This is a genomic window from Streptomyces sp. NPDC006207 (assembly GCF_040613835.1).
Lineage (GTDB): Bacteria > Actinomycetota > Actinomycetes > Streptomycetales > Streptomycetaceae > Actinacidiphila.
This window is the reverse complement of the sequence record NZ_JBEXSX010000013.1, coordinates 118,861-131,903: the sequence shown is the minus strand read 5'-3', so window position 1 is coordinate 131,903 and position 13,043 is coordinate 118,861. Positions and strand designations below refer to the sequence as shown.

General features: G+C 74.6%; 9 protein-coding genes. 7 read left to right on the top strand and 2 right to left on the bottom strand.

Annotation, left to right across the window (positions count from 1 at the left end):
• The first annotated feature begins 27 nt into the window (after positions 1–27).
• The gene (locus ABZ312_RS13500) at positions 28–264 is read left to right on the top strand and encodes a hypothetical protein (RefSeq protein WP_499517072.1); all 237 of its coding nucleotides are present in this window, start codon (positions 28–30) and stop codon (positions 262–264) included.
• Between the two features lie 336 nt (positions 265–600).
• Here the strand turns inward: ABZ312_RS13500 and pepN are convergent, their stop codons facing one another.
• The gene (gene pepN, locus ABZ312_RS13495; RefSeq protein ID WP_500360501.1) at positions 601–3,171 is read right to left on the bottom strand and encodes an aminopeptidase N; all 2,571 of its coding nucleotides are present in this window, start codon (positions 3,169–3,171) and stop codon (positions 601–603) included.
• Positions 3,172–3,366: 195 nt separating this feature from the next.
• On the opposite strand from pepN, the gene ABZ312_RS13490 reads away from it, so the two are divergent.
• The 4 genes from ABZ312_RS13490 to ABZ312_RS13475 all read left to right on the top strand — a co-directional run bounded on the left by ABZ312_RS13490 (position 3,367) and on the right by ABZ312_RS13475 (position 9,551).
• Positions 3,367–6,777, top strand: a complete 3,411-nt coding sequence (locus ABZ312_RS13490; RefSeq protein WP_500360503.1) for a beta-N-acetylglucosaminidase domain-containing protein — start codon at positions 3,367–3,369, stop codon at positions 6,775–6,777.
• A 142-nt stretch (positions 6,778–6,919) separates the two neighbouring features.
• Complete coding sequence (locus ABZ312_RS13485; RefSeq protein WP_499511918.1) at positions 6,920–7,459, top strand: PadR family transcriptional regulator; 540 nt, start codon at positions 6,920–6,922, stop codon at positions 7,457–7,459.
• On the top strand, positions 7,456–8,166 hold the full coding sequence (locus ABZ312_RS13480) for an ABC transporter ATP-binding protein (protein WP_500360833.1): 711 nt from the start codon (positions 7,456–7,458) through the stop codon (positions 8,164–8,166). The genes ABZ312_RS13485 and ABZ312_RS13480 overlap by 4 nt, the downstream gene beginning before the upstream one ends.
• A complete protein-coding gene (locus ABZ312_RS13475) occupies positions 8,163–9,551 on the top strand; it encodes an FtsX-like permease family protein (RefSeq protein ID WP_500437658.1) in 1,389 nt (462 codons plus the stop codon). Before ABZ312_RS13480 ends, ABZ312_RS13475 begins: the two co-directional genes overlap by 4 nt.
• Before the next feature lie 102 nt (positions 9,552–9,653).
• On the opposite strand, the gene ABZ312_RS13470 is transcribed toward ABZ312_RS13475, so the two are convergent.
• Complete coding sequence (locus ABZ312_RS13470; RefSeq protein ID WP_499511921.1) at positions 9,654–10,190, bottom strand: HNH endonuclease; 537 nt, start codon at positions 10,188–10,190, stop codon at positions 9,654–9,656.
• Between the two features lie 233 nt (positions 10,191–10,423).
• On the opposite strand from ABZ312_RS13470, the gene ABZ312_RS13465 reads away from it, so the two are divergent.
• Positions 10,424–11,482 carry a mechanosensitive ion channel family protein gene (locus ABZ312_RS13465; protein WP_500437656.1) on the top strand — a complete coding sequence of 353 codons (1,059 nt, stop codon included), beginning with the start codon at positions 10,424–10,426 and terminating at the stop codon, positions 11,480–11,482.
• A gap of 322 nt (positions 11,483–11,804) precedes the next feature.
• A complete protein-coding gene (locus ABZ312_RS13460) occupies positions 11,805–12,971 on the top strand; it encodes an ROK family transcriptional regulator (protein WP_500322881.1) in 1,167 nt (388 codons plus the stop codon).
• The last annotated feature ends 72 nt before the right edge of the window (positions 12,972–13,043 follow it).

Genomic DNA, 13,043 nt, shown 5'->3' with positions numbered 1-13,043 from the left:
CGCCGGAGCGTTCGCTACTTTGAGAGCGTGGACAAGCTCAACAAGAACGCCCTGCGCGCCGGTGCCGTCACGGCCGGTACGGCGCTGATGCTGCTGATGTCGTCCCCCGCGTTCGCGAACACCCGCGACGACGGCGACGACCCGGGTTCCGGTCTGAGCGTGCTCCAGACGCTGGGCCTGTACGTCGCCCTGCCGATCGCCCTGTTCCTCGTCATCGCGGGTCTGGTCGTCGCGACCGACAAGTCCCGCAAGGCCCAGGGCTGATCCCCTTCCCACCTCGCTGACCGGGCCGCGGAGCACCGCGGCCCGGCTTCAGGTGTTCCCCGGCACCTCGTGCCGGTCGTACCGCCCGCGGGAGCGTTCCGGCCCGTCCGGCGGCCCCGGCGCGCCCCCGTCGTCAGGCATCCGCATCGCCGGCGACCGGCCCCGCGACGGCGCGTAGCGCTCCCCGAACGGCCCAGCGTTCCTCGGCACGTCGCGAGGCGGCAGCCCCCGCGGCGCCCCGCGCGCCCCCGGGTCAGAGCGCGGAGGACTCCCGGAAGACCCGAGGGCCCCCGCGGCGGTGCGCCGCGGGGGCCCTCACAGTGCTGTGCCCGCCGGTCAGCCGGCCGCCGCGTCCGCGGCCTGGGCCTTCAGCGCACGCTCGACCCCGGCCCGGCACTCCGTCACCATGCGCCGCAGCGCCGGCGCCGGATCGGCCGCCGCCAGCCAGGCGTCGGTGGCGTCCAGGGTGTCCTGGGAGACCTGGAGCGCCGGGTAGAGCCCGACGATGATCTGCTGGGCCATCTCGTGGCTCCGGGAGGCGAAGACGTCCGAGACCGCCGCGAAGTACCGCTGCGTGTACGGCGCCAGCAGCTCGCGCTGGTCCGGCTCGTGGAAGCCGGCGATGACCGCCTCCTGGACGGCGTTGGTGAGCGTCTCCGCCTCGACGACCGAGGCCCACGCGCCGGCCTTCGCCTCCGCCGTCGGACGCGCGGCGCGCGCGGTCGCCGCGTGCCGCTCACCGGCCGCCGTGGCGTCCCGGCCGAGCTCGGCGGCGATGGCCTCCTCGTCGGCGCGGCCCGTGGCGGCCAGCCGCTCCAGGAGGGACCAGCGCAGCTCGGTGTCGACGGCCAGGCCCTCGATCGTCTCCGTACCGCCGAGCAGCCCGGCGATCAGGTCCAGCTGGTCCTTGGTGCGGGCCGTCGCGGTGAACGCGCGGGCCCAGGCGAGCTGGTGGTCGCTGCCGGGGGCTGCCGCGCGCAGGTGCTCCAGCGTCGCCTCGGTCCAGCGGGCGAGGCCGGTCTCGCGCCACTCGGGCGCGGCGTACAGCTCCAGCGCCGTCTTCACCTGGCGGTGCAGGGACTGCACCACGCCGATGTCGGACTCCTTGCCGATGCCGGAGAGCACCAGCTCCAGGTAGTCACGGGTGGCGAGTTCGCCGTCGCGGGTCATGTCCCACGCCGAGGCCCACACCAGCGCGCGCGGCAGCGACTCGGTGAAGTCGCCGAGGTGCTCGCGGACGGTGTCCAGCGAGACCTCGTCGAGCCGCACCTTGGCGTACGACAGGTCGTCGTCGTTGAGCAGCACGACCGCCGGGCGCGTGACGCCGACGAACTCGGGCACCGCGGTCAGCTCGCCGTCGACGTCGAGCTCGACGCGCTGGACGCGGACCAGCTTGCCGTCCTGGAGCTCGTAGGCGCCGATCGCGATGCGGTGCGGCCGCAGGATCGACTCGCCCTTGGCGCCGGCCGGCAGCGCCGGGGCCTCCTGGCGCACGGCGAAGGAGGTGATGGTGCCGTCGGCGGCGGTCTCGATCTCCGGGCGGAGGATGTTGATGCCGGCGGTCTCCAGCCACTTCTTCGACCAGGTCTTCAGGTCGCGGCCGGAGGTCTCCTCCAGGGCGGACAGCAGGTCGGCCAGACGGGTGTTCTTCCAGGCGTGGCGCTTGAAGTACGCCTGGACGCCGGTGAAGAACTCGTCCATGCCGACGTAGGCCACCAGCTGCTTCAGGACGGAGGCGCCCTTGGCGTAGGTGATGCCGTCGAAGTTGACCTGGACGTCCTGCAGGTCGTTGATCTCCGCCATGATCGGGTGGGTGGACGGCAGCTGGTCCTGCCGGTACGCCCAGGTCTTCATGGAGTTGGCGAAGGTGGTCCACGAGTGCGGCCAACGGCTGCCGGGCGCGTAGGCCAGGCAGGCGATGGAGGTGTAGGTGGCGAACGACTCGTTCAGCCACAGGTCGTTCCACCACTCCATGGTGACCAGGTCACCGAACCACATGTGGGCCAGCTCGTGGAGGATCGTCTCGGCGCGCACCTCGTAGGCCGCGTCGGTCACCTTGGAGCGGAAGACGTACTGGTCGCGGATGGTGACCGCGCCCGCGTTCTCCATCGCGCCGGCGTTGAACTCCGGCACGAAGAGCTGGTCGTACTTGGCGAAGGGGTAGGGGAAGTCGAACTTCTCCTCGAACCAGTCGAAGCCCTGCCGGGTGACCTCGAAGATGGCGTCGGCGTCGAGGAACTCCGTCAGTGAGGGACGGCAGTACAGGCCCAGCGGCACGCTGCGGCCGCCCTCGCCCTCCCAGGTGCTGTGCACGGCGTGGTAGGGGCCGGCGATCAGCGCGGTGATGTACGTGGAGATGCGCGGGGTGGCCGCGAAGCTCCAGACGTTGTCGACCGGCTCGGGGGTCGGGGAGTTCGAGATGACCGTCCAGCCGACCGGGGCCTTCACGGTGAAGGTGAAGCTCGCCTTGAGGTCGGGCTGCTCGAAGTTGGCGAAGACCCGGCGGGCGTCCGGCACCTCGAACTGGGTGTAGAGGTAGGCCTGCTTGTCGACCGGGTCGACGAAGCGGTGCAGGCCCTCGCCGGTGTTGGTGTACGCCGCGTCCGCGACGACCCGCAGGTCGTTGGCGCCGGCCTGCAGCGACGGCAGGGCGATGCGGCTGTCCGCGAAGACCTCGGCCGGGTCCAGCGCGGTGCCGTTGAGCACCACCTCGTGGACCGTGGGGGCGACCAGGTCGATGAAGGTCGAGGCACCCGCCTCGGCGGAGTCGAAGCGCACCGTGGTCACCGACCGGAAGGTGCCGCCCTCCTGGGCCCCGCTCAGGTCGAGCTCGATGTCGTACGCGTCCACGGTGAGCAGGCGCGCTCGCTGCCGCGCCTCCTCACGGGTGAGGTTGGTGCCGGGCACGTGTCCGTCTCCTTCGTCGGGTTTTCGGCCATCCTCGCACGCGGGAGGGGTGGGACGGCCGGGGGTTTTCCCTCGACCGGCCGGTCGTGTCCCCGAGCGCCGCCGGCTACCGGCGGTACGGCCCGCGGGCACCGGCCGGAAGGGGCGCGTCGCTGCGTTGACACGCGCTCCGTGCGGGTGATGGGCTGTCGGACCATGACCCCGGGCAGGAGAACCGCCGCGACCCACACGGCAGCGCTCGTCGCCGCCGTCGTCGGCGGGGTGCTCGGGACCACGCCGGCCGCCCTGGCCGCTCCGCCCCTCGTCCCGACGACGGCGCCCGGCACCACGGACGGCACCGTGACGGCGGACGCCGCGCCCGCCGTCCACCCCAAGCCGCAGTCGCTGCGCAGTCGCGGCGGCACCCTCGCCGTACCGGACACGGCGACCCTGGTCGCCGGGCCCGGGGCCGACCCCCACGCCCTGGACGCCCTCCGCGCCATCCTGCGCGGCGCGGGCGTGACCGCGCTCCACGAGGGGGCTGCGGACCCGCGGGGGCTGGTGGTCTACGCCGGCGGCGCGCGGGCCGACACCGCGCTGCGCGCCCTGGGCGCCGCGCCCACCGGGGACCTGCCCTCCGGCGGCTACCGGCTCGCCGTGGGACGCACCGGCGGCCGCACCGTCGTGGCGATGGACGGGGCGGGCGAGGACGGGCTGTTCCACGCGGCGCAGACGCTGCGGCAGTTGACGACCGCGCGCGGCCTGGCGGGCGTCGTCGTCCGCGACTGGCCCGCGGCGGCGACGCGCGGCGTCACCGAGAGCTTCTACGGCGAGCCGTGGACCCAGGAGCAGCGGCTCGCCCAGCTGGACTTCCTCGGCCGCACCAAGCAGAACCGCTACTTGTACGCCCCCGGCGACGACCCCTACCGCCAGGAGCGGTGGCGCGAGCCCTACCCCGCCGCGCGCCGCGCGGAGTTCCGCGCCCTGGCCGAGCGGGCCCGGGCCAACCACGTGACGCTGGCGTGGGCGGTGTCGCCGGGCCAGGCGCTGTGCTTCTCCTCGCAGGAGGACCGCAGTGCGCTGCTGCGCAAGGCCGACGCGATGTGGGCGCTGGGCGTGCGCGGCTTCCAGTTGCAGTTCCAGGACGTGAGCTACAGCGAGTGGCACTGCGACGCCGATGCGGACGCGTACGGCGACGGCCCGCAGGCCGCGGCCCGGGCGCAGGCCGACGTGGCCAACGCGCTCGCCGCCCACCTGGCGGAGCGCCACGGGGCCGCCGTACCGCTGTCGCTGCTGCCGACGGAGTACTACCAGGACGGCGCCACCGACTTCCGGGGCGAGCTGGCCCGGGTGCTCGACCGGGGCGTGGAGGTGGCGTGGACGGGCGTCGGCGTCGTCCCGGGGGAGATCACCGGGCGGCAGATCGCCGACGCCCGGGCGGCGCTGCAGCACCCGCTGCTGACGATGGACGACTACCCGGTCAACGACTTCGCCGAGGACCGGATCTTCCTCGGCCCCTACACCGGACGTGAGCCCGCGGTCGCGACGGCGTCCGCCGGACTGCTGGCGACGGCGATGCGCCAGCCCGCCGCCTCCCGGATCGCACTGTTCACGGTGGCCGACTACGCGTGGAACCCGCGTGGGTACGACCGTGCGGCCTCCTGGCGCGCGGCCGTCGACGACCTGGCGGGCCGCGATCCCGGAGCCCGTGACGCCCTGCGCGCCCTCGCGGGCAACGAGGCCTCCTCGGCGCTGGACGAGGGCGAGTCGGCGTATCTGCGGCCGCTCATCGCGGAGTTCCTGGACGCCTACGCGAACGGCGGCCGGGAGCGCCTGGAGAAGGCGGCCGGGCGGCTGCGCGGGGCGTTCACCACGATGCGCGGCGCCCCGGAGCGCCTGGACGGCCTGGCGGACGGCTCCTTCGGCGGCGAGGTGCGGCCGTGGCTGAGCCAGCTGGCCCGGTACGGTTCGGCGGGCGAGCACGCCGTCGACATGCTGGTGGCGCTGCGCGCGGGTGACGGCACCGGCGCGTGGCGGGACCGGCTGGCGCTGGAGCGGGCCCGCCGGCGGATAGCGAACAGCCCGGCCACCGTGGGCCACGGGGTGCTCGACCCGTTCCTGGCGAAGACGCTCGCCACGGCGGACGCGTGGACCGGCGTGCGCACCGCTGGCCGCAAGGCCACCGCCACCCTGGGTTCGGCCCGGTCCACCGACCCGTCGCTGATGACCGACGGCAAGGACGGCACCGCCTGGGCCAGCGACGCCCCTCCCCAGCAGGACGACGCCTTCGGGGTCGACCTGGGCGGCACCCGCACGATCCGCAGCGTGCGCGTCGCCATGGGGGCCGCGCAGCGCGGCCCCGAGCGGGACGACTACCTGCGCGAGGCGGTGCTGGAGTACTCAGCGGGCGACGAGGGCGGCTGGCGGACCGTCGCCACGGTGCACGACGACCGGAGCGTGACCGTGCGGCTGCCCGAGGGCACCCGGGCCCGGTACGTGCGGCTGCGCGCGACCGCCGCTCAGGAGAACGCCGTGACGGTGCGGGAGTTCACCGTCGGCACGGAGGACGACGGCACCTCCGGTGTCCTCGCCGCCGACCCCGCGTCCCTGGCGGCCGCCGACGGCGACGCCACGACCACCGTCCGCGTGCCCGCCGGGGGGCTGACCCTGGAGTACGGCTCGGCCCGCCCGCTGGAGGCGCTGACCGTGCTCACCGACACCGGGCCGGGTACCGCCGGGTCGGTGGAGGTGCGGGTGCCCGGCCAGGGCTGGCACCGGCTCGGTTCGCTGGGCGGCGGCTGGACCGAACTGCCGGCGCAGGGCCTGCGGGCGGACGCGGTGCGGGTCACCCCGTCGGCGGGGGCCCACCCGCCGGTCGTCCACGAGATCGTGCCCTGGTACGCCGACCGGCCGGCGGCCCGGATGACCCTGGACCGCACCGAGACCGACCTGGAACTCGGCGGCGCCCCCGCGACCGTCACCGCGGAGCTGACCGACGCCTCGCCCGCCGCCGCCAGGGTGTCGCTGACCGCCGAGGCCCCGGAGGGCGTCGAGGCCGTCACGCCCGGTGAGGTGGAACTGCCGCGCGGCGGCAAGGTCGTGGTGCCGGTGCGGTTGTCCCTGCCCGCGGACGGGGTGCCGGGCCTGTACGAGGTGCCGCTGGCGTTCCGCGCCGAGGGCCGCACCGTGCGGCAGACCGTCACGGTGCACGCCTATCCGCGCACCGGCGGCCCCGACCTCGCCGCGGGCGCCCCGGCCACCTCCTCCGGTGACGAGACCGCCGACTTCCCGGCCTCGGCGCTGACCGACGGTGACCCCGGGACGCGCTGGTCCTCCCCCGTGCGGGACGACGCCTGGGTGCAGGCCGAGCTCCCGCGGGCCGCCAGGATCGGCCGGGTGGTGCTGCGCTGGCAGGACGCGTACGCCTCCCGCTACACAATCCTGACCTCGGCCGACGGGCAGAGCTGGCACACCGCGGCGGTGATCTCCGACGGCCGCGGCGGCACCGAGTCCGTACGGCTGGACGCCCCCTCCGACACGCGTTTCCTGCGCGTGCAGGGGTTGGAGCGCGGCACGAAGTACGGCTACTCGCTGTACTCGTTGCAGGCGTACGCCGTCACCGACTGACCCGGGACCGCCCACCCCCGCAGCCCACCCCTGCCGCCCGCCGTGCGCCCGCGGACCGTTGCGGACCGTTGCGGGGTGGTCGCACGTCTGCCACTATTCACTGAGTACATGTATTGAGTGAAGAGAGGGGGGGTCGCGTCGCATGAGCACCGGCAACGTCCTGCTGGGGCTGCTCGCCGCCGGTCCCGGCCACGGCTACGACCTGAAGCGGCGGCACGACGAACGCTTCCCCCAGGCCCGCCCCCTCGCCTACGGCCAGGTCTACACCAGCCTGCAGCGCCTGGTGCGCGACGGCCTCGCCGAGGTCGACGCCACCGAGAGCGACGGCGGCCCGGAGCGCACCACCTACCGGCTCACCGAACAGGGCTCGCTGGCACTGCGGAGCTGGCTCGGCGAGCCCGTACCGCCCGCGCCCGTCAGTGCGGCCAACGAGATCTTCGCCAAGGTCACGGCGATCATGGCCTCCGGCCACGGCGACCCCGCCGCGTTCCTGCGCCTGCAGCGCGCAGCCCACCTCGCCCGGATGCGCGAGCTCACCGCGGTGAAGACCGCGCCCGGCGCCCCGCTGTCGGCCGTGCTCTCCGCCGACTACGCCCTCACCCATCTCGACGCCGACCTGCGCTGGATCGACAACGCCGCGCAGCGCCTCGGCGCCCTGGCCGAGGAGGTCACCTCAGCATGACCACATCCCTGATCGAGGCCCGCGGCCTCGTCAAGCGGTACGGCACCACCGACGCCCTGCGCGGCGCCTCGCTGCGCCTGCTGCCCGGGGAGGTCCTGGCCGTCACCGGCCCGAGCGGCAGCGGGAAGTCCACGCTGCTGCACTGCATGTCGGGCATCGTCCGGCCGGAGGAGGGCGAGGTCCGCTACACGGGCGGCGAGGCCGGCGCGGAGCGGCTCGACCAGGCCGGGGAGACCCGCCGCTCCACGCTGCGGCGCACCGACTTCGGCGTCGTCTTCCAGTTCGGCCAACTGGTCGGCGAACTGACCGCCCTGGACAACGTGGCCCTGCCCCTGCTGCTGGCCGGGACCTCCCGCGCCGCCGCCCACGACCGTGCGGGCACCTGGCTGGAGCGCTTCGGCGTGCGCGGTCAGGCCGCCCTGCGCCCGGGCGAGATGTCGGGCGGGCAGGCACAGCGCGTCGCCCTGGCCCGTGCGATGGTCACCGGCCCGAAGGCGGTCTTCGCGGACGAGCCGACCGGGGCCCTGGACTCCCTCGCCGGTGAGCAGGTCATGACCGCCCTGGTCCACGCCGCCCGCGAGTCCGGTACCGCCGTGCTCCTGATCACGCACGACGCCCAGGTCGCGGCGTACGCCGACCGCGAGGCGACGGTGCGGGACGGCGTCGTCGAGTCAGAGGACGAGCCCGCCGCCGAGGTGACCCGGTGAGGGGCCTTCGGGGGGACGCCCTGCTGGCCTGGGCACTACTGCGGGGCTCCCCGCGCAGCGAGTGGTGGCGCCTGGCGCTCACCGCGCTCGGCGCCGCCATCGGCACGGGCTTCGCCCTGGCGGCCGCCGTCGTGGCCGTGATCGGCACCCGGTACGCGGACGGGCCGCCCCGCTATACCAACGACCTGCTCAACCTCGCCGGGCTGCGGCCGGGGGTCGTCGCCGTGCTCCTGCTGCTCCTGGTCCCGGTGGTCGCCTTCCTCGGCCAGTGCACCCGCATCGGCGCGCTGCGGCGCGAGCGGCGGCTTGCCGCGCTCCGCCTGTCCGGGGCCACCCCGCGGCAGGTCCGGCGGATCGCCGCACTGGAGGCGGGCGCCGCCGGCGGCCTGGGGGCGGTGGCCGGACTGGTGGGCTTCCTCGCGCTGCGGGCCGTGGTCGCGGCGGTGCAGGACGACCGCGGGACGCTGACCTGGCCCACCGACGCGCCGGTGCCGTGGCTTCCCGCCGTCCTGGTCGTCCTGGGGGTGCCGGTGCTGGCCACCTTGGAGGCACGGTTCGCCCTCCGCCGGTCGGCGCACGACCCGCTGGGCGTGGTCGCGAAGCGACGCCCGCCGCGCAGCGGGGCGATCCGCTGGCTGCTGGGCCCGGTGGCGCTGCTCGCGGGGACCGCGCTGATGCTGGCGGGGACGCGGGTGGCGCTGGACCGCGCGCCGACCGCAGTGGTCGTGCCGGCGTTCGTGGTCCTGTACGTCTACGGGCTCCTCCACAGCAGCGCGGGGCTGGCACTGCTCACTGGACGGCTCGCCGCCCGGTCGGGCCGTCCGGTGCTGCTGATCGCCGGGGAACGGCTGCGCAACGACCCCTGGGCCGCGGCCCGGGCCCACTCGGTGCTGATGCTCGCGGCGCTGGTGGGGGCGGGCTGGGTGGCCATGCGCCGGGTGACGCTGGACGGACTGCGCGCGGATCCGGGCTACAGCGCCGACGACCTGGCCTTCTACATCGGCGGCTGGAACCTGGCGGGGCTCGCCATCCTGATCGGCAGTGCGGTCACCGTGAGCGGCGTCGCGGTGGGCGTCGTGGAGTCGCTCATGACCCGCCGCCGGACCCTGGCCGCCCTGGCCGCGGCGGGCACGCCCCGGAAGGTGCTGTGGCGCGCCACGCTGCTGGAGACGGCGCTGCCCCTCGTCCCGGCGCTGCTGCTCGGCGCCGGCTGCGGCCTGGCGCTCGTCTTCCCCGTCGTGCTCCACCACGAGCGGCGCCCTCTGCCGCTGCTGGAGCCGGCGCTGCTCACGGGCGGCCTGCTGGCCGCCGCCCTGCTGGCCACCGCCACCTCCCTGCCGCTGCTGCGCCGCACCGTGCACCCGGCGCAGTTGCGCCACGAGTAGGGGGCCGGCGGGCGCGGGAAGGGGCCCCGGACCGGCACGGGGGTGCGGTCCGGGGCCCTGAGCCCGGTCCGGGACGGTTCAGGACAACACGAAGGCCCGGTCTCAGGCGGATATGCCGTCGATCCGGGCCATGGCGTCCTCCGCGCCGAATGGCTGCAGGTATGGCAGCCAGCGCGGGTCCCTATGCCCCGTCCCGATGATCCGCCAGGCGAGACCGGACGGCGGGGCGGGCTGGTTACGCATCCGCCAGCCGAGCTCGGCGACATGGCGGTCGGCCTTGAGGTGGTTGCACCGGCGGCATGCCGCGACCACGTTGTCCCACGTGTGCTGGCCTCCGCGGCTGCGCGGGATCACGTGGTCGACGCTGGTTGCGACGCCTCCGCAGTACGCGCACCGGCCGCCGTCCCGCGCGAACAGCGCCCGCCGGGTCAGGGGCACGGGGCCGCGAAAGGGGACTCGGACGAATTTGGTGAGCTTGACGACACTCGGAGCGGGGACAGTACAGGTCGCGCTGTGCATATAGGCGCCGGACTCCTCGAGGCACACGGCCTTCTTGTTCAGCACGAGGATGAGCGCGCGGCGGAGCGGTACGACGCCGAGCGGCTCGTACGACGCGTTGAGGACCAGGACATGCGGCACGGGTGCCTCCTTTTACGCCGGCGGCGCGTGGCTCGCGCCGGGACGATCTGCCCACAGTCTCTCCGGAAGCCCGGTCACGGCGCCACCATGACCGGGTAACGGAGCGAGGGTGTTTTCAACCACACCCCTTTTACATGCCCTGAATCACCGCACGTCGCGCTCGAACAACACAACGGGACACTTCGCCTCCCCCGTTAGTGTGGGAAGCCTGCCCAACCCGGAGGTTTCCGCCCGTGTCCCCCTCGCCGTCCACCGTCACGACGATCGACGACGCCCAGAAGAGCGCGACCGACGCCGCCGACTACATCAGCCAGAACTGGGCGGACTGGCTCTCCGCCGGGCTGCGCATCCTGCTGATCATGGTGATCGCGCTGGTGCTGCGGTCCGTCGTCCGCCGCATGATCACCAAGTTCATCGAGCGCATGAACCGCGGCGCCGAGGTCGCGGCGACGAGCGCACTGGGCGGGCTGCTGGTCAACGCCGAGCGGCGGCGGCAGCGCAGCGAGGCGATCGGCTCGGTGCTGCGCAGCGTGGCCTCGTTCGTGATCATGGGGACGGCGGCACTGACGGTGCTGTCCGTGCTGAAGATCAACCTGGCTCCGCTGCTGGCCAGCGCGGGGGTGGCCGGTGTGGCGATCGGCTTCGGCGCGCGGAACCTGGTGACCGACTTCCTCTCCGGGGTCTTCATGATCCTGGAGGACCAGTACGGCGTCGGCGACGTCATCGACGCGGGCGTCGCCAGCGGCACCGTGGTCGAGGTCGGACTGCGGGTGACCAAGCTGCGCGGCGACAACGGCGAGATCTGGTACATCCGCAACGGCGAGGTCAAGCGGATCGGCAACCTCAGCCAGGGCTGGGCGACGGCCGTGGTGGACGTCCAGGTCGGCTACGGGGAGGACCTGGACCGGGCCCGCACGGTGATCGAGGAGGCCGCCGCCGCCATGGCCAAGGACCAGCCGTGGGACGAGGTGCTCTGGGAGCCGGTCGAGGTGCTGGGCCTGGAGGCGGTGACCTCGGACTCGGTGCTGATCCAGGCGCAGGTCAAGACGATGCCGGGCAAGTCGGCGGCGGTCGCCCGGGAACTGCGCTGGAGGATCAAGCGGGCCTTCGACGCGGCCGGGATCGCGATCGTCGGCGGAACCCCGCAGGCGGCGGAGGAGGCCGAACCGGCCGACCCCTCGTCCGCCGTCGCCCCGCCGTCCGCACTGGCCAACCCCGCCTCCCCGCAGGCCCTGGCGGCCCAGCCGCTGGCCACGGCCCCGGCGCCGTCCCAGCCGAGCACCGTCAAGTAGCGACACCGCCCACCAGGGGCGCCGGGCACCGCCCGGCGCCCCTTTTGCGTGCCGCGGTGCGGCCGGTAACGCTTTGGCGCCGACCTCGCGAACCGCCCTTGACGCTCCGGCCACGGGCGCCTACCTTGCCTTTCACCAACAGGAAAGTTTCCTAACTACCACCACCGGGCACACCAGCCCCCCTGACCCCACCCAGCCCATCAGCCCCGTGCCGTAGCCTGCGGCGCGAGCCGTCACGACGAGGGAGGACGAGACCGTGGCCGGTACCCCCGGAAGCCCAGGCACACCTGGTACCCCCGGCACACCGCGCGTACTGCGGGCGATGAACGACCGCGCCGCGCTCGACCTGCTCATCGAACACGGCCCGCTCTCCCGTACCCGGATCGGCAAGCTCACCGGCCTGTCGAAGCCCACCGCCTCCCAGCTGCTCGCCCGTCTCGAAGCGGCCGGGCTGGTCCTCGCAACCGGCACGACGGCCGGGCGCCCGGGGCCCAACGCCCAGCTGTACGCGGTCAACCCCGCGGCCGCGCACGTCGCCGGCCTCGACGTGACGACCGAGCGCATCCGTGCCGCCGTCGCCGACATCACCGGCCGGGTGACCGGCGTGTTCGAGCTCGCCGCCCCCGGCCGCGGCCGGCGCGCCCAGGGCGGCGCCGTCGAGCAGGTCGTCCAGGCCGTCGACGGCGCGGTGAAGGCGGCCGGGCTGCACCGCACCGACCTGCACCGGATCGTCGTCGGCACCCCCGGCGCCTTCGACCCCAGCACCGGCCGGCTGCGCTACGCCAGCCACCTCCCCGGCTGGCACTCCCCCACCCTCCTGGACGAGCTGGCCGCCGCCCTGCCCGTCCCCCTGGAGTACGACAACGACGTGAACCTCGCCGCCGTCGCCGAGCAGCGGCTCGGCGCGGCCCGGGACCACGACGACTTCGTCCTGCTGTGGAACGAGGAGGGCATCGGCGCGGCCATCGTGATCGGCGGCCGGCTGCACCGCGGCTGGACCGGCGGTGCCGGCGAGGTCGGCTTCATGCCGGTGCCGGGGACCCCCCTGGTCCGGCACGTCGCCAAGGCCAACGCCGGCGGCTTCCAGGAACTGGCCGGCTGCAACGCGGTGCTGCGCATCGCGCGGGAACTGGGACTCGCCGTGCCACGGGGCACCCAGGCCGAGGGCGCCTCGGCGCTGCTCGCCGCGGCGGCGGGGACCGGCGACGACGCGCACGCGGAGCTGCTGCGGCGCTTCGCCACCGGGCTCGCCATCGGGCTGGCCTCGCTGGTGACCGTCCTCGACCCCGAACTGATCGTCCTGGCCGGCGGGGTGATCGCCGCGGGCGGGGAGCCGCTGCGCTGCCTGGTCCAGTCCGAACTGGCCGACCTGGCCGTGCCCCGGCCCCGGCTGGTGCTCGGCGGCGTACCGAACGACCCCGTCCTGTCCGGGGCGCTGCAGAGCGCCCTCGCCACCACCCGCGACGAGGTGTTCGACACCTCGCGCTGAACGCACCGGCCCATCCACCCACCCGCACACGCAGCGGACGGACCCCCCGCGGGTCCCTCCGCCGGTCTCGCA

Bases quoted from the DNA above. Each gene is read 5' to 3' on its own strand.
- ABZ312_RS13490 (WP_500360503.1), top strand. From the start codon at position 3,367: ATGACCCCGGGCAGGAGAACCGCCGCGACCCACACGGCAGCGCTCGTC.
- ABZ312_RS13485 (WP_499511918.1), top strand. From the start codon at position 6,920: ATGAGCACCGGCAACGTCCTGCTGGGGCTGCTCGCCGCCGGTCCCGGC.
- ABZ312_RS13480 (WP_500360833.1), top strand. From the start codon at position 7,456: ATGACCACATCCCTGATCGAGGCCCGCGGCCTCGTCAAGCGGTACGGC.
- ABZ312_RS13460 (WP_500322881.1), top strand. From the start codon at position 11,805: ATGAACGACCGCGCCGCGCTCGACCTGCTCATCGAACACGGCCCGCTC.